This window comes from Flavobacterium sediminis (genome assembly GCF_003148385.1).
Taxonomy (GTDB): domain Bacteria; phylum Bacteroidota; class Bacteroidia; order Flavobacteriales; family Flavobacteriaceae; genus Flavobacterium; species Flavobacterium sediminis.
In genome coordinates this window covers 432,787-454,544 of record NZ_CP029463.1, presented here as the reverse complement: position 1 = coordinate 454,544, position 21,758 = coordinate 432,787, and the positions used below count along the sequence as shown (strand labels likewise).

The window sequence follows — 21,758 nt, the reverse complement described above, 5'->3', positions numbered from 1 at the left end:
AAACAAAGTAGAAAGAAAACACAAAGAATACGAAAGTATTAAAGTACAATAAGCAAAATAAGGGCGTATGGGGATGCCTAGGCTCTCAGAGGCGAAGAAGGACGTGATAAGCTGCGAAAAGCTACGGGGATTGGCACATACGAATAGATCCGTAGATATCCGAATGGGGCAACCCACTATGTTGAAGACATAGTATCCGATAGGAGGCGAACCCGCTGAACTGAAACATCTAAGTAGGCGGAGGAGAAGAAAACAAAAGTGATTCCGTAAGTAGTGGCGAGCGAACGCGGATTAGCCCAAACCAATGTTGTTACGGCAATATTGGGGTTGTAGGACCACGAGATTTCTTACGGATTGAATTAGAATAACCTGGAAAGGTTAACCATAGAGGGTGATAGTCCCGTATAAGTAAGAGAAGATAAGGATAGTGGTATCCTGAGTAGCGCGGGGCACGTGAAACCCTGTGTGAAACTGGCGGGACCATCCGCTAAGGCTAAATACTCCTGAGAGACCGATAGTGAACCAGTACCGTGAGGGAAAGGTGAAAAGAACCGTGAATAACGGAGTGAAATAGATCCTGAAACCATACGCTTACAAGCGGTCGGAGCCCTTTTGGGGTGACGGCGTGCCTTTTGCATAATGAGCCTACGAGTTACCGTTGCCGGCAAGGATAAGCACTTCAGGTGTGGATCCGTAGCGAAAGCGAGTCTGAATAGGGCGCCATAGTCGGTAATGGTAGACGCGAAACCGTGTGATCTACCCATGGGCAGGTTGAAGCTGTGGTAACACATAGTGGAGGACCGAACCGGTTGACGTTGAAAAGTCTTCGGATGACCTGTGGGTAGGGGTGAAAGGCCAATCAAACTCGGAAATAGCTCGTACTCCCCGAAATGCCTTTAGGGGCAGCGCTGGCTTAGTTTATTAGAGGTAGAGCTACTGATTGGATGCGGGGGTTTCACCACCTACCAATTCCTGACAAACTCCGAATGCTAATAAATGTTTACCAGCAGTGAGGGCATGGGTGCTAAGGTCCATGTCCGAGAGGGAAAGAACCCAGACCATCAGCTAAGGTCCCCAAATGTATACTAAGTTGAAAAAACGCGGTTTGTCTGCTTAGACAGCTAGGATGTTGGCTTGGAAGCAGCCATTCATTTAAAGAGTGCGTAACAGCTCACTAGTCGAGCGGACGAGCATGGATAATAATCGGGCATAAGTATACTACCGAAGCTATGGCATCGAAAGATGGGTAGGGGAGCATTCTAAACTGGGTTGAAGGTGATCTGTGAGGATTGCTGGACTGTTTAGAAAAGCAAATGTAGGCATAAGTAACGATAATGCGGGCGAGAAACCCGCACACCGAAAAACTAAGGTTTCCTCAGCTATGCTAATCAGCTGAGGGTTAGTCGGGTCCTAAGGCAAACCCGAAGGGGGTAGTCGATGGCCAACGGGTTAATATTCCCGTACTACTTATAATTGTGATGGAATGACGGAGTGATGAAAGCACCGCGAACTGACGGAAGTGTTCGTTGAAGTATGTAGCTATAAGACCTATAGGCAAATCCGTAGGTTTTGGTGAAATACGATAGTACTCGGAGTCTTCGGACAAAGGGATAGTGTGCCTAAGGGCTTCCAAGAAAAGTTTCTAAACTTAGATTATAAGTACCCGTACCGTAAACCGACACAGGTAGTTGAGGAGAGAATCCTAAGGTGCTCGAGAGATTCATGGCTAAGGAATTAGGCAAAATAGACCTGTAACTTCGGGAGAAAGGTCGCCCCGCTCAGGCGGGGCCGCAGTGAAAAGGTCCAGGCGACTGTTTATCAAAAACACAGGGCTCTGCAAAATCGTAAGATGAGGTATAGGGCCTGACACCTGCCCGGTGCTGGAAGGTTAAGAGGAGATGTTATCTTCGGAGAAGCATTGAATTGAAGCCCCAGTAAACGGCGGCCGTAACTATAACGGTCCTAAGGTAGCGAAATTCCTTGTCGGGTAAGTTCCGACCTGCACGAATGGTGTAACGATCTGGACACTGTCTCAGCCATGAGCTCGGTGAAATTGTAGTATCGGTGAAGATGCCGATTACCCGCAGTGGGACGAAAAGACCCTGTGCACCTTTACTATAGCTTAGTATTGACCTTGGACACGTGATGTGTAGGATAGGTGGGAGACTTTGAAGCGGCGTCGCCAGGCGTTGTGGAGTCATTGTTGAAATACCACCCTTTGCTTGTCTGAGGCCTAACCCTGCGGATGTAGGGGACATTGCTTGGTGGGTAGTTTGACTGGGGTGGTCGCCTCCAAAAGAGTAACGGAGGCTTCTAAAGGTTCCCTCAGCACGCTTGGTAACCGTGCGTAGAGTGCAATGGTATAAGGGAGCTTGACTGAGAGACATACAGGTCGATCAGGTACGAAAGTAGAGCATAGTGATCCGGTGGTTCCGTATGGAAGGGCCATCGCTCAAAGGATAAAAGGTACGCCGGGGATAACAGGCTGATCTCCCCCAAGAGCTCACATCGACGGGGGGTTTGGCACCTCGATGTCGGCTCGTCACATCCTGGGGCTGGAGAAGGTCCCAAGGGTTGGGCTGTTCGCCCATTAAAGTGGCACGCGAGCTGGGTTCAGAACGTCGTGAGACAGTTCGGTCTCTATCTACTGCGGGCGTTAGAAATTTGAGTGGATCTGATTCTAGTACGAGAGGACCGAGTTGGACGAACCTCTAGTGTATCTGTTGTCTCGCCAGGGGCACCGCAGAGTAGCTACGTTCGGAAGGGATAAGCGCTGAAAGCATATAAGTGCGAAACCCACCACAAGATGAGATTTCTTTTAAGGGTCGTGGAAGATGACCACGTTGATAGGCTATAGGTGTAAAGGCAGTAATGTCATAGCCGAGTAGTACTAATAACCCGTAAGCTTATGTACACGCTCTTCCCCGCTGCAAGGCGGGGGAGAACTTTCTTAAGGTTTTTTATTATCTTAGTATGTTACAATATTGCAACCGATGTTGCAGTCTTAAGTAAAGTATTTTTACTTTAGACTAAAAACTTAAGGTGGTTATAGCGTCGGGGCTCACCTCTTCCCATTCCGAACAGAGAAGTTAAGCCCGACAGCGCAGATGGTACTGCAATCCTGTGGGAGAGTATGTCGCCGCCTTTCTTTAAGAGGATCATATAAAATATGATCCTCTTTTTTTTTACCCTATTTTTGAGAATGAGGGGATGACTTTTTTGAATAACATCTTTTTAACGTTATAATTGTGAAAGTAAAGTTAAAAAGGTTAAAAAAGTGTATTTAGCTTTGGACTTCTTTTTTTGTCAAATAATTGAATAGTATCTTTACTTTGTTTTTATCCCTCAATTGAACTTTTAAGAATTCTCTTTTTGAGAATTGTCTAGTTGCTTTTTTAACTCATCATTATTTTTTAACTTTTTAAAAAGGATTTTTTTAACATCCCCTTTTAATCATTCCTAAGGATTTGACTTCTAGTTGATTTGGTTGAATAAAACCTAATTATTATGGAAGTAAAAACTATTTTTAATGGAATTAAAGGAATATGTTGTTTCGACCTTATTCTTTTTAGATGGAAAATAAATGAAGGATATGCTAATTTAATGCAAACTAAATTAGTGTATCTTTTTTTTATTTTAATGCTTTTGTTGAATATACCGAATGGTTATTCACAGATCATTATTGAACAAGGAACTGTTAAAGCTAATTTTGGAGTAGATGCTGATATTTATTCAGATGTTACAACATTTACAAATCCCGTTTGGCCTAATCCACAAAACACAGATGATTGGTTTAAGTTGAATGGAGGTACTGGTAAAGGGGTAATAGATGTTACTTCAGCTTCGGCATTGAGTCAGATACAGAATTTACAAACAGATCCTAATGCATCAGCTGAACTAAGAATGGCATATCCGTATTTTTCTGTTGTTGACGGAAGATATTGGATAGATGCAGTTTATTTGAGAGACCAGCAAACATCAGGAAATTATAAGGATGGAAATGTATTTTCCGGACAAAGTAATAAAAATTTTGATAATCCTAATACTTGGGTTATCGGTTTGGGTGATGTCCCTCAAAAGAATGATATCATTGATGTTTTCGGACATCTTAGACGTGACGGAACGGATATATTATTGAATCCGGAATGGGGATTTGTCGGACTATCAACCAGAAATGATAATGGTGATAGTTATATTGATATTGAATATTTCAGAAAAAAAATAGAAGTAGGTGGGAGCGGTATTGTTTCAACTGCAACCGACGGAGGTAGAACAGCTTGGCAGTTTACAAATACTGGTATGCCTACTCAATTAGGGGATATCATTATATCACTTGATTTTTCTAATGGAGGTGTAGGAGTCACAGGTAAGATATACATTTGGATGCGCCTTGATGATAAAAATACAGCTTATTTTGATAATTTCAATACTTTACCGGACAGACCATTTAGATTTGTAAAGGCCGGAAATAGTTATGTTAATTATTCCGGGGTGATGGTGCCGGTGGTTTTGGCTATGCCAGAATTGAATTGAAAAATATAGGTGATCCGACAGCTATTTTTTCTGCAATTAATGCCGGAGCAAATGTAGACGCGCCTAGTTGGGGAACGATCAATAGTAGTGGAGATATTGCTTCGACTTATGCCCCGATTATTTTTTATGAATTTGGGTTCAATTTAACGGCCTTAGGTTTCGATAGTTCAGCCACACAAGTGGGATGTATAAGCCCTTTTGGTAGTGTAATTGTTAAAACGCGTTCATCTGATTCATTTACAGCAGAACTTAAAGATATTGCTGGTCCGATTGAATTAGGAGCCGATTTAGAAGTTGATGTAGCCATTGATGGAGATACATTGATTGATTGTACAGAAACAACGACTACTTTAACGGCTACTGCTTTACCGGCAACTAATAATTTTGTGTATCAATGGTATTTTAACGGAAATGCAATACAAGGTGCAACTACTAATACCTTGGTTGTTTCTGAAGCTGGAAATTATACTGTAGAAGCAACTATTGTTTTGGGAAGTATTCAAGGGTGTACAGCATCTAATAGTGTAGATATTACGGTTGTTCCACCGGTGCCAATTCAATTGAATTGTCCGAGTAATGTTCAAATGCCGAGTTGTTCAAGTCAAGCTGATATTAATTCTCAGTTTGAAGCTTGGTACAACAGTTTTACGGCAACAGGGGAACCAATCTGCAAACTCAGATAATTGTAACGGATGCCCAGGGAAACACAGTTATTTTAGGAGATCCGATTGTAGGTCCGTCAAAATGTGGTGGAATTTATAATGTGTCGGTTCAGGTGTCTGACGATTGTAATCAGTCAGATCAATGTAGTGGAACCTTTACGGTACTACCGGATGATGAATTACCTGTTATCGTAGATTCCGGTGATATCGATTTGCAAGGTTGTAACACGCCTTGGCCGGTGGAAGTCACCACAAGCTGGAGCGACAACTGTGGCGTAAACGGAGAGACCAGTGGTACTTTAGTCGGAGTAGCAGGTGATGTGGTAACCAACGGTTGTACACAATACATTGATTATACGTTCACTATTACAGACGATTGTGGCAATCAGGCAGCACCTGTAGTGATCCGTGTAAGCCGTCACTACGATATGGAATTACCTGTTATCGTAGATTCCGGTGATATCGATTTGCAAGGTTGTAACACGCCTTGGCCGGTGGAAGTCACCACAAGCTGGAGCGACAACTGTGGCGTAAACGGAGAGACCAGTGGTACTTTAGTCGGAGTAGCAGGTGATGTGGTAACCAACGGTTGTACACAATACATTGATTATACGTTCACTATTACAGACGACTGTGGCAATCAGGCAGCACCTGTAGTGATCCGTGTAAGCCGTCACTACGATATGGAATTACCTGTTATCGTAGATTCCGGTGATATCGATTTGCAAGGTTGTAACACGCCTTGGCCGGTGGAAGTCACCACAAGCTGGAGCGACAACTGTGGCGTAAACGGAGAGACCAGTGGTACTTTAGTCGGAGTAGCAGGTGATGTGGTAACCAACGGTTGTACACAATACATTGATTATACGTTCACTATTACAGACGATTGTGGCAATCAGGCAGCACCTGTAGTGATCCGTGTAAGCCGTCACTACGATATGGAATTACCTGTTATCGTAGATTCCGGTGATATCGATTTGCAAGGTTGTAACACGCCTTGGCCGGTGGAAGTCACCACAAGTTGGAGCGACAACTGTGGCGTAAACGGAGAGACCAGTGGTACTTTAGTCGGAGTAGCAGGTGATGTGGTAACCAACGGTTGTACACAATACATTGATTATACGTTCACTATTACAGACGACTGTGGCAATCAGGCAGCACCTGTAGTGATCCGTGTAAGCCGTCACTACGATATGGAATTACCTGTTATCGTAGATTCCGGTGATATCGATTTGCAAGGTTGTAACACGCCTTGGCCGGTGGAAGTCACCACAAGCTGGAGCGACAACTGTGGCGTAAACGGAGAGACCAGTGGTACTTTAGTCGGAGTAGCAGGTGATGTGGTAACCAACGGTTGTACACAATACATTGATTATACGTTCACTATTACAGACGACTGTGGCAATCAGGCAGCACCTGTAGTGATCCGTGTAAGCCGTCACTACGATATGGAATTACCTGTTATCGTAGATTCCGGTGATATCGATTTGCAAGGTTGTAACACGCCTTGGCCGGTGGAAGTCACCACAAGCTGGAGCGACAACTGTGGCGTAAACGGAGAGACCAGTGGTACTTTAGTCGGAGTAGCAGGTGATGTGGTAACCAACGGTTGTACACAATACATTGATTATACGTTCACTATTACAGACGATTGTGGCAATCAGGCAGCACCTGTAGTGATCCGTGTAAGCCGTCACTACGATATGGAATTACCTGTTATCGTAGATTCCGGTGATATCGATTTGCAAGGTTGTAACACGCCTTGGCCGGTGGAAGTCACCACAAGTTGGAGCGACAACTGTGGCGTAAACGGAGAGACCAGTGGTACTTTAGTCGGAGTAGCAGGTGATGTGGTAACCAACGGTTGTACACAATACATTGATTATACGTTCACTATTACAGACGACTGTGGCAATCAGGCAGCACCTGTAGTGATCCGTGTAAGCCGTCACTACGATATGGAATTACCTGTTATCGTAGATTCCGGTGATATCGATTTGCAAGGTTGTAACACGCCTTGGCCGGTGGAAGTCACCACAAGCTGGAGCGACAACTGTGGCGTAAACGGAGAGACCAGTGGTACTTTAGTCGGAGTAGCAGGTGATGTGGTAACCAACGGTTGTACACAATACATTGATTATACGTTCACTATTACAGACGACTGTGGCAATCAGGCAGTACCTGTAGTGATCCGCGTAAGCCGTCACTACGATATGGAATTACCTGTTATCGTAGATTCCGGTGATATCGATTTGCAAGGTTGTAACACGCCTTGGCCGGTGGAAGTCACCACAAGCTGGAGCGACAACTGTGGCGTAAACGGAGAGACCAGTGGTACTTTAGTCGGAGTAGCAGGTGATGTGGTAACCAACGGTTGTACACAATACATTGATTATACGTTCACTATTACAGACGACTGTGGCAATCAGGCAGCACCTGTAGTGATCCGTGTAAGCCGTCACTACGATATGGAATTACCTGTTATCGTAGATTCCGGTGATATCGATTTGCAAGGTTGTAACACGCCTTGGCCGGTGGAAGTCACCACAAGCTGGAGCGACAACTGTGGCGTAAACGGAGAGACCAGTGGTACTTTAGTCGGAGTAGCAGGTGATGTGGTAACCAACGGTTGTACACAATACATTGATTATACGTTCACTATTACAGACGACTGTGGCAATCAGGCAGCACCTGTAGTGATCCGTGTAAGCCGTCACTACGATATGGAATTACCTGTTATCGTAGATTCCGGTGATATCGATTTGCAAGGTTGTAACACGCCTTGGCCGGTGGAAGTCACCACAAGTTGGAGCGACAACTGTGGCGTAAACGGAGAGACCAGTGGTACTTTAGTCGGAGTAGCAGGTGATGTGGTAACCAACGGTTGTACACAATACATTGATTATACGTTCACTATTACAGACGACTGTGGCAATCAGGCAGCACCTGTAGTGATCCGTGTAAGCCGTCACTACGATATGGAATTACCTGTTATCGTAGATTCCGGTGATATCGATTTGCAAGGTTGTAACACGCCTTGGCCGGTGGAAGTCACCACAAGCTGGAGCGACAACTGTGGCGTAAACGGAGAGACCAGTGGTACTTTAGTCGGAGTAGCAGGTGATGTGGTAACCAACGGTTGTACACAATACATTGATTATACGTTCACTATTACAGACGACTGTGGCAATCAGGCAGTACCTGTAGTGATCCGCGTAACCAGACTATTTGATGAAACTCCACCAACACTGACTTGTCCTTCAGATATAGAAGTGTTTGATTGTGAAGGAGATCCGGTTATTGATATTCCTACAGCTTACGACAATTGTGATGAGGATGTGAGTGTGATTCCGACCCGTTCTGATGGTTTAGCATTGAACGATCCATTCCCGGTAGGAGAAACAGTAACTGTTACGTTTACTGCAGAAGATGATTGTGGTAATCAGTCGAGTTGTAGTTTTACAGTACTGGTTAATTCATGTGATAGTCCACATTGTACGTATACACAAGGTTTTTATGGTAATGTAAATGGAGTTGCTTGTACTCCTGGCGGAGGAGGAATTATGGCTCAGGATATTATGGTGGCAGCATTGACTAATGTCGGAGGAGAATTTAATTTCGGTAGTTTGAGTACAGGTAATTATTTCTTATTGAAATTATCAGACATTAATGCAAATCCGATTACGGCTCAAAATAATATCTTTAAAATGCTTCCCGGTGGCGGAACGCCAAGAAAATTGGTTGATTTTGCAACCTATGATATATATGCGACATGGGCAGATAATGATCCTCTTAATGCGAGCTTTAAGAAAAAAGGAAGAATTAATAATAATTTGTTAAGCCAAACAATAACCTTATTCTTTAATTTACAAATGGATACAGCCTTGAATTCAGTGATGTTAGAGAATACATTTGCAACAGTAGATGTGGAATGTGGAACTGATACTCCGATTCCGGATACTACTCAGATTTTTACTATTCCTCAAAGTGTTATTGCTTATCTGGATATGAATGGAGGGGCTACAGTTGCTAATTTGTTTATACTGGCAAATCAAGCGCTCGGAGCAGAAGATATAGGAAGCTTGTCTCATTCGGATATTAATCAGGCTGTGGATGCCATTAATAGAGGGTATGACGGATGTAGAATGAAAGTAGCTGTTCCTGCTGAAGAGACTTATACAGATTCTTCTTCCGAAAGTATCTTTACAGCTGATTTTAAAGTTTACCCTGTTCCGTTCAGAGATTATATTACGATTCAGTATTTGTTCCATTATAAATCTGATGTTGAAATTCAGATTTTTGATGCCAGAGGTTTGTTGTTAATGACAACATACGATAATGATGCTTATTATGGTAAAGAGATTAGAATTAACACAGATTTTAATGCAGTAGGTAGAGATGCTGTCTACTATGTTAAAGTTATTTCTAAAACAGGAGTTTCAATCAAAAAAATCGTAGCGATGAGTTATTAATTAAAAAAAGCGACGAAAAGAGAAGGGCAATGGATTCATTGCCCTTTTTTATTTAGAATTTTAAAATAGTATTATAAAACTCAATGTGTTTTTTAAATTCGTTAATACCTTGTGTCGTACTTAAATAAGGAGCTCCCTTTTTATGATTGTCTTTGCTGATTAAGTAAAGGTAGTGATAATGACGGATCAATTCTTTCCAACCAAAAAAGATAGAGTGTTTCGGGTCATAAATATGAGTAGGTTCACTAATTGCTCCGTTAATTTCTACAATCTGAAAGTTTTTTCCGTTTTCCAGGTCTTCAAAATCGGTAAACATAATATCCATTCTTCCGTAATGAAATCCTTCGATCTGATTGCAGATCTCTGTAAATGTGGCTTCTAATTTTGTTGTGATCTTATGACTTCTGTCTATAAATTTAGTTCCTCTGCAATGATTTCCGTAAGGAACCAAATTAAAGGTTTCTCCTTCCGGTAAAATAGTGTCTAAATAATTGTTGTATTCTTTTTCTAAAACTTCAATTTGGAATTCATATCGAGGGTCTTTTAATAAAATTTCCCGAATGTTTTCTTTTCCGTTTCCGGTAACTATCAGGAATTCTTTCCAAACAATTCCGGTGATCCTTCCTTTTTCTTCTTTGGGGAGTTTAACATAGAATAGTCCTATTTCATTTGAAAAAGGAATACAATCCTGCAGTAAAAAGTCAAAATCAGCCTTTTGCCAGTAGGATTTAACTTCTTCCGGATTGTACAGCTTCTTTACAGCTGTTCCTCTTAAACCGATATCCGGCTTGGCAATTAACGGAAATTGTAAATTTCCATTTTGGATTTGAGTTTCAATAGCTGAGAAATTAGTTCCAGTTTTAATTAATTCAGTTTTTGGATAATATTGCTGTGGAATTAAATCATATATTTCTTTTTTGGATTCCATAAAAAATCCACCATTTTTAATGGTTGGATTGGAAGCATTAAAGTAAAATAAAGATCTGGTTCTCAATACATAAAAGAGATATTGAAAGTAAACGGGGAAATAAATAATTTGATAGGGCCAATATTCCCAATGAGTCAATTTATGGAAAAATAAACGAAATTTTTTCATACGTTACAGCGGTAAATATTCCATAGTTATAGAGCCATCAGAGCTATAGAAGCATTGGGTGATACTCACGGTTTTTAATTCGTTATTTCTGTTGATTTGTAAGCCGAATTCCTGATTCTCTTTTTGGGTAAACTGATGAAAGTTTAAAATAGATTCAGGAGAAATAGTATCATTTTGTTCTAAGAATTCTTCAAACCATATTTTTCGTTGAGTTCTTATGGAAGCACTATACAACGTAGAAGAAGACCAGATATGAGCTATATTAATATCTAAATGAAGTATAGATTTTTCAATCTCATTCCACTGCAGCTGATACAAACCATTTCCGTCAAAAAGGACAATAGTAAAAGGTTCTATGTCTGTTAAATCAGTTGTTTTCCAGGTTTCTAAAATACTTTCTGAAGCAATCAAATCTAAAGCGATTAAACCTCTACTTTTGCGATATTTTGGCTTAGGAATGTGTTTTTCCTGAGCACCATTCAATAGAATAATAATGTTTTCGGAATCATGCGCTATCCATGTTCCGCCTGCTTTCGGGTCTTTCGGAAAGTAGATCGTTTTTCCGTTCAGTTTATAAAGTTGCGGAGGAACAGCAGTAGCTCGACTTGTTTTTTCATCCCGGTTAGAGGTAAGGCAAAAACCGTTTTGAGTGGCTAAAAAAGTTACTGTGCACATTTTAAACGGTATTCAATAGTAGATTTAGCTACGCCGAAATGATCGGGTAAAGATACGTGAGAAAGCTTTAGCGCAGCTACTTTAATTAAAGCTTGGTGATGAATGCTGTGCTCTAAATTGTAGAGTAATTCTCTGAAATAATTGGTTTCAACAGAAAAACTAACCAAATCAATTCCTTGTTCAAGTTGCATTTTTTTATTCGGTTTGTCAATTTCACAGCATAAACTTTCTATACGATCAATAGCTGTTGTTATCTGAGTTTGTATTAAAACATTTCGTTCCCTGAAATCATAGTTTACAATACCTGAAGCGTAATTGTTTACCAAGCATTGATAAAGTTCAACAATATGTCGTATATGATCACCGATGCTGGCATTGCTTAATTCAAGATGTTGTATTGTGTAATCCTCAGGCTTTAATTGCCTTAAGAAATCAAGAATTTCGCAGAAATTTTTTTTTACAGAAGATATTAGCATTTTTATAGTTTGTTTAAAATAAAAAATTTTTAGCATCAGTGATCAGAACATAACAGCAACAAGTAAATGTAACACAAGCCATGAGAAATAAACTTCCGTGGTCTTGATTTATTTCTATATTGAGAATAAAAATATGTGATAGAATAGCACCTAACATTGTCCCGACTCCTAAAATAGCACCATAGAATGATTTTTTAGGAATCAAGAGTAAAATAGAAGCAATTAATTCTATTATTCCGGTTCCGATTCTTCCATAAGGCTCTAAATTCAGTTTGCTGAAAAGAGCAACACTTTCCGGTGCCGCTGTAAATTTATAAAATAAAGTTTGCAACATTATAACAGCCGGAATTATTCTGGATAACCAATAAATCAATCGTTTCATGAGTCTTATTTTTCCGGAATGAACTTGATCGAAACAGAATTGGTGCAAAATCGTTTTCCGGTAGTTTCTCTTGGACCATCATCAAAAACATGTCCTAAGTGGCTACCGCATTTAGCACACATAACTTCAGTTCTGACCATTCCGAAACTCAGATCTTCTTTGTAAATAACCGAACCTTTGATTGCCTGATCAAAAGAAGGCCAGCCACAATGCGAATCAAATTTGGTATCAGAAGTAAAAAGTTCATTACCGCAAGCGGCGCAAACATATTTTCCTTTTTCAAAAGAGTCCCAATATTTTCCGGTAAATGCCCGTTCAGTACCTTTTTCGCGTAATACTCTGTATTCTTCATCGGAAAGTTCGGCTTTCCATTCAGCATCCGTTTTTTTGATATCAAAGTTCATATCCTCACTTTTTTTAGTTTGTGATTGACAAGATTGAATCACTAAAATTAAAAATAATATCTTTTTCATAGCACATTTTTATTTTGTTATTTTTAGCCAATTTGTATCAGCTTTCTTTTTTAACACTGTTTCATTTTTATTCCAACTTTTTAGTGTGTTACTAAAATACGCATTATAAAATAAATAGAGTTTACCATCTATAATTTTAAAAGTCTGAGGATTAATCTCAACTTTTGAACCGTTGTTTCCCATAGCATAAGCACACCACCCGCCATATTGAGGTTCGTATCGCTCAGGATTGGCTTCTACAAGTTTTTTATGGTTTAAAGAGCTACAATAATAAATGGCATTGTGGACAAAAACAGCAAATTCCTTTTTCCCTTTTACTGCTTTTCCAATGGTGAAATAACTGACCGGATCGTAGCCTTGTAAAGCAACACCTGATTCCAAATTTCGATTTTCTTTTGGATTTTGGCCCAAACTAATCTGAAAAAAGGAAAGGATGAGTAATAAAACTATTTTCGTTTTCATAACTATTATTTTTAACAAAGTTATGACGCTTTCAACAATAGAAATGTAAACTACTTTACTTTACGGATCAAATTTTTGAGTTGGGTAAGATTCGGGATTATGATTTCTTTTCTGGAGTAATAAATCTGATGCTCATTTTCTAACTCATTGAGTAGCGAAATAGTGGTTTGTCGGGAAGTACAAATGATTTGGGCAATATCATTTTGCGTGAGGTAATTTTCAATGCGAATGCCTCCGTTTTCTTTTATGCCATCACGTTCAGCCCACTCTGTTAAAAAGAGTAAAAGACGCGTTTCCGCATTTAAAAAAATAAGATTGTTATAGTTGTTTTTCCATTTTTTGATTTTAAACCCGATAAATTTGGTGTAAGATAAAGCTAAATCAGGGTATTTTCGCATCAGGTTCTCAAAATCTGATAATAGAAAACTACATATAATAACTTCATCAGAAAGTGCTTTGGCAACCTCATTCGAAACACCTTGTTCTAAAGTAAGTTCACCGAACAAGTCACCTTTCTGAATGATCTCTTTTATTTGCTCATTCCCATCATCATCCATTGCAACAATTTTGATATTTCCTTTCTTCAATAAAAAGATCTGAGGAACTTTTGTATCTGAAAAATAAAGAATATCTCCTTTTTTAGCTTTCTTAAAATTAGAGATAATACATAATTGTTTGATCTGGTTATAGCTCAGAATTCTAAAAAGCTTGTGGTCACGCAGATACCAGTATTTTAACTCTTCATACATATAGTAAAGTTAAGTATTAATCTCCAGATCTTTGATGTATTCTTCATGCTCATAAAAAAACATTTCAAAAGCAGTCATTTTTTCGTAAAAGAAATCAAAAACTTGCGACCATGTATTTTTATTGTTGATGCTGATTCCGGGAAGTTCTACCCAAATTCGGCTGATCTCTTTTCCGCTTTCTAAAAAGTAATGCCGCTCAAAAATAGCATCCGGTAAATAGTCTTCTTGCAAAATAGTTTTTAAAGATTCCACTTTTTCAAAGTAAATTTTACGTTTTTCGTCTTCTTTCGGCTCAATATCAAGAGAAACCTGAGCTTTTTTATTATCAATGTAAAATTTAAAAGAAACATCTTTGATCTTGGTATCATAGAGTAACCATTTACGAGGATATTCTTCAGCAAAATGGGTCCAAAATTCTTTTTTTATTTGACGGGCTTCTTCTTTACTAAACATAATTATGGCTAAAAAAATTGATTTTTGTTAAAAATAAAGCTAACTTTATAGGATACAATAAGCAAAGTTAACGTTATGCTGTTTAAAGATTTTAAAAAATATGTTCCAAAAATAGAAAAAGAAAAATTGTTAGCCTCTGATGCTCATACAAAAATGGCACCATTAGAGCGAATAAGTTTTCTTAAGGATAATGATTTTTTAAAATATTCCCCCAGAGAAGCAGCAGTTCTGATGTTATTGTACCCAAAGAATAACCAAACCCATCTGGTTTTAATTGTCAGGAATTCTTACCCCGGAGTACATTCTTCACAAATAGCCTTTCCCGGAGGGAAGGTAGAAGAGGTAGATGTCAATCTGGAACAAACGGCATTGCGCGAAGCTTATGAAGAAGTCGGGGTAAACCCCAAAAGTGTTGAGATCATAAAACCTTTCAGTCAGGTATATATTCCTCCCAGTAATTTTTTAGTTTCTCCTTTTATGGGGATAGCAGATGAAGAAGTGCAATTTACGGCTAATCCTGATGAAGTAAAACGAATCCTTGAGTTTCCGTTGTCTTCCTTTTTAGATGAAAAATCCATCGTTCAGGTTCAGATGACCACTTCTTATGCTAAAGATATTCAGGTGCCGGCTTTTAAAGTCGATAAGTATATTGTTTGGGGAGCAACGGCTATGATGATGAGCGAACTGAAGATGGTTATCCAGAATTCAATATTGGTTAAAAGTATTTGATAATTAGTAGTTTGGACTAGTTATAAATAATGTAAAAACGTAAAAACATGATATTTATCATGTTTTTAAAAATGCTATTACGCTATTTTCGTATAGTTTGTGATAAAGTTATTGCATTACCCATACACCAACCAATATCTGAAAGCATATGAAACAAGAAAGTAATCAAAACCAGACCTATTTGCAAAGTATTGAGGCAAACGGGTATACCAGAAGGGATTTTATGAAGTTTGTGGCTTTTATAGGAGCCTATATGGGGGTTGAAAACACGGCTATTGGGCAAATTGCCAAGGCTTTGGAAACTACACCGAGACTACCGGTAATTTGGGAACACTTTCAAGAGTGTACCTGTTGTAGTGAATCTTTTATCCGTTCAGACCATCCTATTGTTGCGGATATTATCTTAGATAAAATTTCTTTGGATTATACATTGACGTTAATGGCGGCATCAGGTCATCAAGCTGAAGCAGCTAAAAAAGCAACAATGGATAAGTATAAAGGCGAATATATTTTGTGTGTAGAAGGTTCTGTTCCTTTAGGTGCTGACGGGAATTATTGTTGTATTGCCGGAAAAAGTGCATTGGAAACACTAAAAGAATCAGCAGCAGGAGCTAAAGCAATCATTGCTTGGGGAAGTTGTGCAACAACAGGTTGTGTACAAGCAGCAAAGCCTAATCCGACAGGTGCTGTTCCGATTGAAAAAATTATTACAGATAAACCTATTATAAACGTTCCGGGATGTCCTCCGATCGGAGAAGTTATGGCCGGGATCATTGTTCATGTAGTGACTTTTGGCAGATTGCCGGAATTAGACAGTGCCGGTAGACCAAAAGCTTTTTACTCTAAACGCGTTCATGACAGTTGTTACCGACGTCCTTATTTCGATGCCGGATTGTTTGCCGAAACTTTTGACGATGAAAATGCTAAAAAAGGATATTGTTTGTACAAAGTGGGATGTAAAGGTCCTAGTACCTATAATGCCTGTGGTAACATCAGATGGAATGGCGGGGTAAGTTATCCGATCCAATCCGGTCACGGATGTATCGGTTGTAGTTCAAACAATTTCTGGGATGCCGGAAGTTTTTATACTCGTGATGCTGCTATAGGCGGAGGAATTGAAGCGGATGCCGATACTATCGGTAAAGTAGCGATCGGAGCAGTTGCAGCAGGAGCAGCAGTACATGCTGTAGCGTCTAACATTTCGAAAAGAAAAGATCTGAACAGACGTATTCACAATGCAATCGAGAACGAAAAGAGAGTTGAAGAGTAAAAATAACCATAAACAGTTAAGAATATGGCAGAAAGAATAGTAGTGGATCCTATTACCAGAATTGAAGGCCACTTACGTGCTGAGGTTGAGATCAGCGACGGAACAATAAAAGACGCATTCGTATCTTCTACAATGGTGAGAGGATTAGAAAATATAGTAAAAGGAAGAAACCCTAAAGATGTTTGGGCATTTGTTCAACGTACCTGTGGGGTATGCACAGCATCGCATGCTATTACTTCGGTAAGAGCGGTTGAAGATGCACTGGGAATTGTAGTTCCGCCAAATGCAGAGATGGTTCGTAACATGATGTTAGGTGCTTTGCATTTGCACGACCACGTAGTACACTTTTATCATTTACACGCATTTGACTGGGTTGATGTGGTTAGCGGTTTAAACGCTGATCCGGTTAAAACCTCTCAATTGGCACAATCTATTTCAAATTGGCCAAAGAGCTCACCGGGATATTTCTCAGATCTGCAAACGCGTTTGAAAAAGTTTGTAAACAGTGGACAATTAGGAATTTTTGCGAATGGTTATTGGGGACATCCGGCTATGAAACTACCGCCGGAAGTTAACTTAATGGCTACAGCGCACTATTTAGAAGCTTTAGAATGGCAAAAAGAGATCGTAAAAGTTCATGCAATCTTCGGAGGTAAAAATCCGCACCCGAATTTCTTAGTTGGCGGAATGGCTTGTGCTATCAACTTAGACGATGCCAGTGGCTTAAATGCAGAGCGTTTAGCATTTGTTCGCCAATTATTAGAACAAGGAAAAGAATTTGTAGAGCAGGTCTATATTCCGGATGTATTGGCAATAGCCAGTTTCTATAAAGATTGGGGAAAAATAGGCGGATTCCATAATTTTATGGCTTTTGGAGATCTACCAATGCAAGGGTACAACAATACAGATCATAAAACCTTTAAATTCCCTTCTGGAGTAATCATGGACAGAGACTTGTCTAAAATTCATGAAGTGGATATCCGAGACTTGAAGACTGTTGAAGAATATGTAAACAACTCTTGGTATGATTATGAAGGTGATGGTAATACCGGTAGACAGCCGTGGAGCGGAGAAACTAATATTCACTATACAGGTCCGCAACCTCCTTATTCTCACTTAGATGTTTCTCAAAAATATAGTTTTATTAAAACACCGCGTTGGAAAGGACACGCTATGGAAGTCGGTCCGCTGGCAAGGGTTTTAGTAGGATATGCAGAAGGAAGAGAAGATTACAAAGAATTAGTAGATTCAGCTTTAGCAAAATTAGAATTGCCTTTAGATGCTTTATATTCAACTTTAGGAAGAACGGCTGCCAGAGCTTTAGAATCACAGTTAGTAGCGAATTGGAACTTAGAATTCCATGATGAACTAATCAAGAATATTAAAAATGGCGATACTCGCATGGCAAATATGGATAATTGGGAAACCAAAGCCTGGCCGAAAGAATGTAAAGGTGTCGGATTGGTTGAAGCACCGCGCGGAGGCTTAAGCCACTGGATCGTTATTAAAGACGGAAAGGTTGAAAATTACCAACAAGTAGTTCCATCCACCTGGAATGCTTCGCCACGTGACCCGAAAGGGCAACGTTCACCTTATGAGAGTACGTTGATTAATACTCCGGTTGCAGATCCGGAATTGCCGTTAGAATTAATCAGAACCATTCACTCATTTGACCCGTGTATCGCTTGTGCCGTTCATTTATATGATGAAAAAGGAGAAATTATCAAGCAAGTAAATGATATTTCGGTGTGTACAATTTAGAATTTAAAAGAATGAATTATGGCCACAAAAAATTTTAAACGCGTATACGTTTGGGAATTACCGGTTCGGATTTTCCACTGGTTAAATGCCTTAGCCATAACTGTATTAATTGTTACTGGTTTTATCATTAGTAATCCGCCGGCAATTATGTCAAAACTGGAAGCTTCGCAGCAATTTTGGTTTGGCTATGTTCGAAAAATACATTTCATTGCAGCTTACATTATGGTTGCAGTAATGATTTTAAGAATATACTGGGCTTTTGTAGGAAATAAATTTGCGAATTGGAGAACTTTTTTCCCTTTTAATAAAAAAGGGATGAAGAATATATGGCACGTTTTAAAATACGATATCTTTCTACAAAATGAGCAAGCTCACAAAATTGAAAGTTTCAGTATCGGGCATAACAGTGTAGCCACTTTTTCTTATCTTGTAATGTTCGTTTTAGCGTTACTAATGATGGCAACAGGTTTTGCAATGTACGCACCTACAGCTTCTTGGTTCTTTCCGAAAATGTTTGCTTGGGTGACTCCATTGTTTAATGATAATGAAATTCTGATTCGTAAAGTACACCATATAACCATGTGGATGTTTATCCTGTTTATGGCAGTTCACATTTATTTAGTGTTATTCCACGATTGGTTAGAAGGCAGAGGAGAAACTTCTGCAATGATTAGCGGACAAAAATTTGTGTCTTCTGAGCGGGTTCAGGAAGAGACAAAACAATAATTAAACGTAATAGAATAGTTTGATTGAAACAATTATGACAGAAGATGTTTTAGCGTATAAAAAAGACGATTTTCACTCTAAGGGAAACGATATCCTTATTTTGGGAATAGGAAATTACCTTATGGGAGATGAAGGAGTTGGTGTGCATTTTATCAATAATTTGGAACAATCAAAATTTCCCGAAAATATAACTTTTATAGATGGAGGAACCGGAGGTTTTCTTTTGGTTCCTTATCTGGAAAGTCATCCCGTTGCAATATTGGTTGACGCTACTATGGATGGTAAGGAAGAAGGAACAATTTCCTTACTGAAACCAAAATTTTCCAATGATTTTCCATTAGCTTTAAGCGGACATAATTTCGGATTAAAAGACATGGTCGAAATTTTGACTATGTTTGATAGAATGCCTCAGATTTATCTCTACACTATTACTATTTCAAAAATGGATCCAATGGTAGTAGGGCTTTCGCCAAAAGTAGAAGCAGCTATTGAAAAGGTAACCGAAGAAATCTTAAATTTGGTTCACAACATCAGAGAACAGAAAGTAATCACTGTTGAATAGTACATTCAAAATAAGGATTTCCGGAAGAGTTCAGGGAGTTGGTTTCAGACCCTTTATTTACAATTTGGCAACCCAATATAAAATTAAAGGCACTGTGACCAATACTACTTTCGGCGTAGAAATAACAGCGCAAACTTCAGCTGAGGTATTTAGAAATTTTTATGATAACATTTCACTTCAAGCGCCATCAAGTTCTAAAATTGAAGCTATCACGTTTACTGAAGTTTCAGAACAGATACATTTTAAGGATTTTCAAATTGTAGCCACAAATTCAGGAAACCCAATAAACGCTCCTTTGACGCCTGATTTTGCCATTTGTTCGGATTGTAAAACGGAAATTCTGGACAAAAACAACAGAAGGTTTTATTATCCGTTTACTACTTGTACTACCTGCGGACCGCGTTATGCTATTACTGAAAATTTTCCTTTCGAAAGAGAAAATACAAGTTTGCATCACTTCAACATGTGTCCGGAATGTCAAAAAGAATATAACAATCCAAAAGATAAACGTTTTTATTCGCAAACCAATACGTGTTCTGTTTGCGGAATACAAGTTTGGGTAACTAATGCCAACGGAGAAAAATTATACGAAACCAATCCAGAGATTTTTCCTTTTTTGGCAAACCAATTAAAATCCGGAAGTATCATCGCGCTAAAAAACACATCGGGTTATTTATTACTTTGCGATGCAACAAAAGCTGAGGTTGTTCAAAAATTGCGACTTCGAAAACAAAGACCTGTTAAACCTTTAGCTGTTTTGTTTCCTAGCGAAGAAAGTTTGCATAAAAACGTTTCGGTTGATGATTTTGCGTTAAACGAATTGCAATCTACGGTTTCACCAATCGTTATTTTGCCTTCAAAAGCAAAAAGTGATGTGGCTATAAACGAAGTTTCACCTATCAATAGAACCATTGGAGCGCTATTGCCTTATTCGGGTTTGTTGCATTTGTTGTGTCATGAAACGCAAATTCCGTTGGTGGCAACCAGTGGAAATGTTCATGGTTCGCCCATTTGCAGCAGCGAAAAAGAAGCCGAAGAAAAACTAAAAAACATCGCCGATTTCTTTTTGCATCATGATTTACATATTGAGCACCCGCAAGATGATTCGGTTGTGCGATTGACCAAAAAGAAACGAAAAATTATATTGAGAAGAGCTCGAGGTTTGGCGCCCAATTTTAGCTTGCCTTCAGCGTATAAAGAACAGATCCAAAGCAAAAAGATTGTAGCATTGGGAGCCGATTTAAAAAGTTCCATTGCCATTTTTCCTAATACGTATTTGTATGCAAGCGAATATTTTGGGAATTTATCCGATTACGATACAGCTTTGCGATTCCAAAAAACGATTCAAGATTATTTTTCCATATTCAAGTTTCAACCCGAAGTTGTTGTGAAAGATAAACATCCGTTGTATGAATCAGGTCGAATGCTTGAAGAATTGCAAATCGATAAAAACAACATAAAAGTAGAAGAAGTTCAACATCATATAGCGCATTTTTCGGCTATTTTAACGGAACACAATTTGTGGCAAAGCCAAAATAAAGTGTTGGGTATTATTTGGGATGGCATTGGTTTTGGCACTGAACACGAAATTTGGGGTGGTGAATTTTTCGAATATCAAAAGAAAGAGTTCAAACGAATCCAGCACTTCGAAAACTTCAATTGGATTTTAGGCGATAAAATGTCGAAGAATCCGAAAATAAGCTTGTTGTCACTTTGGAACGGAAATCCCGATGAAATTCGTCATTTGTTTAGTGCGAATGAATGGATTTTATTCGAAAAACAGAAAGAACAAAATACGTTGCAAACTTCTTCGGTAGGAAGATTGATTGATGCTGTTGCATGCTTGTTAGGCTTTACATACGAAATGACATTTGAAGGCGAAGCTGCGATATATTTGGAAAGTCTGGCGCAAAAAGCCTATGATATTCAAACAGCAAAAATCGATTATTTGGAAGGAGAAGACTTGACAGAAACGATTCTTTCATTCAAAATAATTGAAAAGGTCGTTTCAGATAGCAAACAAAATATAAGCAAAGAAGAAATAGCGCTTAATTTTCATTTTACCTTAGTTAAAGTGATCGAAAAAGTTGCAAACTTCCACAGTTTTAAAGAAATTGCATACAGCGGCGGCGTATTCCAAAATGCACTTTTGGTAGATTTAATTGAAGAAGAATTAGCAGTAAAATTTAACTGTTATTTCCACGAAAATCTATCGCCAAATGATGAGAATATCGCTTTTGGGCAATTAAATTATAGTGTAAACATTAATTCGTAACA

At 39.0% G+C, this 21,758-nt stretch carries 17 protein-coding genes and 2 rRNA genes; 11 read left to right on the top strand and 8 right to left on the bottom strand.

Going from position 1 to position 21,758, the window contains the following annotated elements; genetic code table 11:
• Positions 1–46 precede the first annotated feature (46 nt).
• The 5 genes from DI487_RS02100 to DI487_RS02080 all read left to right on the top strand — a co-directional run bounded on the left by DI487_RS02100 (position 47) and on the right by DI487_RS02080 (position 9,667).
• Positions 47–2,914 (top strand): 23S ribosomal RNA (locus tag DI487_RS02100).
• A gap of 124 nt (positions 2,915–3,038) precedes the next feature.
• A 5S ribosomal RNA gene (rrf, locus tag DI487_RS02095) occupies positions 3,039–3,148 on the top strand.
• A 359-nt stretch (positions 3,149–3,507) separates the two neighbouring features.
• A complete protein-coding gene (locus DI487_RS02090; protein WP_109568191.1) occupies positions 3,508–4,533 on the top strand; it encodes a hypothetical protein in 1,026 nt (341 codons plus the stop codon).
• Complete coding sequence (locus DI487_RS02085) at positions 4,530–5,216, top strand: hypothetical protein (protein ID WP_109568190.1); 687 nt, start codon at positions 4,530–4,532, stop codon at positions 5,214–5,216. The genes DI487_RS02090 and DI487_RS02085 overlap by 4 nt, the downstream gene beginning before the upstream one ends.
• A complete protein-coding gene (locus DI487_RS02080) occupies positions 5,165–9,667 on the top strand; it encodes an HYR domain-containing protein (RefSeq protein ID WP_109568189.1) in 4,503 nt (1,500 codons plus the stop codon). The genes DI487_RS02085 and DI487_RS02080 overlap by 52 nt, the downstream gene beginning before the upstream one ends.
• 52 nt (positions 9,668–9,719) lie before the next feature.
• Here DI487_RS02080 and DI487_RS02075 read toward each other — a convergent pair whose 3' ends face one another.
• From DI487_RS02075 to DI487_RS02040, 8 genes are all read right to left on the bottom strand, one after another.
• Complete coding sequence (locus tag DI487_RS02075) at positions 9,720–10,595, bottom strand: D-alanine--D-alanine ligase (protein ID WP_317046254.1); 876 nt, start codon at positions 10,593–10,595, stop codon at positions 9,720–9,722.
• A 171-nt stretch (positions 10,596–10,766) separates the two neighbouring features.
• Positions 10,767–11,438, bottom strand: a complete 672-nt coding sequence (locus DI487_RS02070) for an NRDE family protein (RefSeq protein WP_109568187.1) — start codon at positions 11,436–11,438, stop codon at positions 10,767–10,769.
• Complete coding sequence (locus DI487_RS02065) at positions 11,426–11,914, bottom strand: hypothetical protein (RefSeq protein WP_109570576.1); 489 nt, start codon at positions 11,912–11,914, stop codon at positions 11,426–11,428. Before DI487_RS02065 ends, DI487_RS02070 begins: the two co-directional genes overlap by 13 nt.
• A gap of 13 nt (positions 11,915–11,927) precedes the next feature.
• Complete coding sequence (locus tag DI487_RS02060) at positions 11,928–12,296, bottom strand: DoxX family protein (protein ID WP_109568186.1); 369 nt, start codon at positions 12,294–12,296, stop codon at positions 11,928–11,930.
• A gap of 5 nt (positions 12,297–12,301) precedes the next feature.
• Positions 12,302–12,769: a peptide-methionine (R)-S-oxide reductase MsrB gene (msrB, locus tag DI487_RS02055; protein ID WP_109568185.1), complete on the bottom strand. Its 468-nt coding sequence runs from the start codon at positions 12,767–12,769 to the stop codon at positions 12,302–12,304.
• Positions 12,770–12,778: 9 nt separating this feature from the next.
• Positions 12,779–13,249: a YHS domain-containing (seleno)protein gene (locus DI487_RS02050; protein ID WP_245896496.1), complete on the bottom strand. Its 471-nt coding sequence runs from the start codon at positions 13,247–13,249 to the stop codon at positions 12,779–12,781.
• Between the two features lie 32 nt (positions 13,250–13,281).
• Complete coding sequence (locus DI487_RS02045) at positions 13,282–13,980, bottom strand: Crp/Fnr family transcriptional regulator (RefSeq protein ID WP_109568183.1); 699 nt, start codon at positions 13,978–13,980, stop codon at positions 13,282–13,284.
• A gap of 9 nt (positions 13,981–13,989) precedes the next feature.
• A complete protein-coding gene (locus tag DI487_RS02040) occupies positions 13,990–14,433 on the bottom strand; it encodes a DUF4268 domain-containing protein (RefSeq protein WP_109568182.1) in 444 nt (147 codons plus the stop codon).
• 75 nt (positions 14,434–14,508) lie between these two features.
• Here DI487_RS02040 and DI487_RS02035 point away from each other — a divergent pair, with 75 nt between their 5' ends.
• The 6 genes from DI487_RS02035 to hypF all read left to right on the top strand — a co-directional run bounded on the left by DI487_RS02035 (position 14,509) and on the right by hypF (position 21,756).
• Complete coding sequence (locus tag DI487_RS02035; RefSeq protein WP_109568181.1) at positions 14,509–15,162, top strand: NUDIX hydrolase; 654 nt, start codon at positions 14,509–14,511, stop codon at positions 15,160–15,162.
• 148 nt (positions 15,163–15,310) lie between these two features.
• Positions 15,311–16,432 carry a hydrogenase small subunit gene (locus DI487_RS02030; RefSeq protein ID WP_109568180.1) on the top strand — a complete coding sequence of 374 codons (1,122 nt, stop codon included), beginning with the start codon at positions 15,311–15,313 and terminating at the stop codon, positions 16,430–16,432.
• A gap of 24 nt (positions 16,433–16,456) precedes the next feature.
• Complete coding sequence (locus tag DI487_RS02025) at positions 16,457–18,193, top strand: nickel-dependent hydrogenase large subunit (RefSeq protein ID WP_109568179.1); 1,737 nt, start codon at positions 16,457–16,459, stop codon at positions 18,191–18,193.
• A gap of 18 nt (positions 18,194–18,211) precedes the next feature.
• On the top strand, positions 18,212–18,919 hold the full coding sequence (gene cybH / locus DI487_RS02020; protein WP_109568178.1) for a Ni/Fe-hydrogenase, b-type cytochrome subunit: 708 nt from the start codon (positions 18,212–18,214) through the stop codon (positions 18,917–18,919).
• A gap of 19 nt (positions 18,920–18,938) precedes the next feature.
• The gene (locus tag DI487_RS02015) at positions 18,939–19,481 is read left to right on the top strand and encodes a hydrogenase maturation protease (protein ID WP_245896494.1); all 543 of its coding nucleotides are present in this window, start codon (positions 18,939–18,941) and stop codon (positions 19,479–19,481) included.
• Positions 19,474–21,756 carry a carbamoyltransferase HypF gene (gene hypF, locus DI487_RS02010; RefSeq protein ID WP_170108158.1) on the top strand — a complete coding sequence of 761 codons (2,283 nt, stop codon included), beginning with the start codon at positions 19,474–19,476 and terminating at the stop codon, positions 21,754–21,756. Before DI487_RS02015 ends, hypF begins: the two co-directional genes overlap by 8 nt.
• Positions 21,757–21,758: the final 2 nt, after the last annotated feature.

Excerpts from the sequence above, each read along its gene's own strand:
- DI487_RS02075 (WP_317046254.1), bottom strand. The coding sequence starts at position 10,595 with ATGGAATCCAAAAAAGAAATATATGATTTAATTCCACAGCAATATTAT.
- msrB (WP_109568185.1), bottom strand. The coding sequence starts at position 12,769 with ATGAAAAAGATATTATTTTTAATTTTAGTGATTCAATCTTGTCAATCA.
- DI487_RS02090 (WP_109568191.1), top strand. The coding sequence starts at position 3,508 with ATGGAAGTAAAAACTATTTTTAATGGAATTAAAGGAATATGTTGTTTC.
- cybH (WP_109568178.1), top strand. The coding sequence starts at position 18,212 with ATGGCCACAAAAAATTTTAAACGCGTATACGTTTGGGAATTACCGGTT.
- DI487_RS02070 (WP_109568187.1), bottom strand. The coding sequence starts at position 11,438 with ATGTGCACAGTAACTTTTTTAGCCACTCAAAACGGTTTTTGCCTTACC.
- DI487_RS02035 (WP_109568181.1), top strand. The coding sequence starts at position 14,509 with ATGCTGTTTAAAGATTTTAAAAAATATGTTCCAAAAATAGAAAAAGAA.
- DI487_RS02060 (WP_109568186.1), bottom strand. The coding sequence starts at position 12,296 with ATGAAACGATTGATTTATTGGTTATCCAGAATAATTCCGGCTGTTATA.
- DI487_RS02040 (WP_109568182.1), bottom strand. The coding sequence starts at position 14,433 with ATGTTTAGTAAAGAAGAAGCCCGTCAAATAAAAAAAGAATTTTGGACC.
- DI487_RS02030 (WP_109568180.1), top strand. The coding sequence starts at position 15,311 with ATGAAACAAGAAAGTAATCAAAACCAGACCTATTTGCAAAGTATTGAG.
- DI487_RS02025 (WP_109568179.1), top strand. The coding sequence starts at position 16,457 with ATGGCAGAAAGAATAGTAGTGGATCCTATTACCAGAATTGAAGGCCAC.
- DI487_RS02045 (WP_109568183.1), bottom strand. The coding sequence starts at position 13,980 with ATGTATGAAGAGTTAAAATACTGGTATCTGCGTGACCACAAGCTTTTT.
- DI487_RS02065 (WP_109570576.1), bottom strand. The coding sequence starts at position 11,914 with ATGCTAATATCTTCTGTAAAAAAAAATTTCTGCGAAATTCTTGATTTC.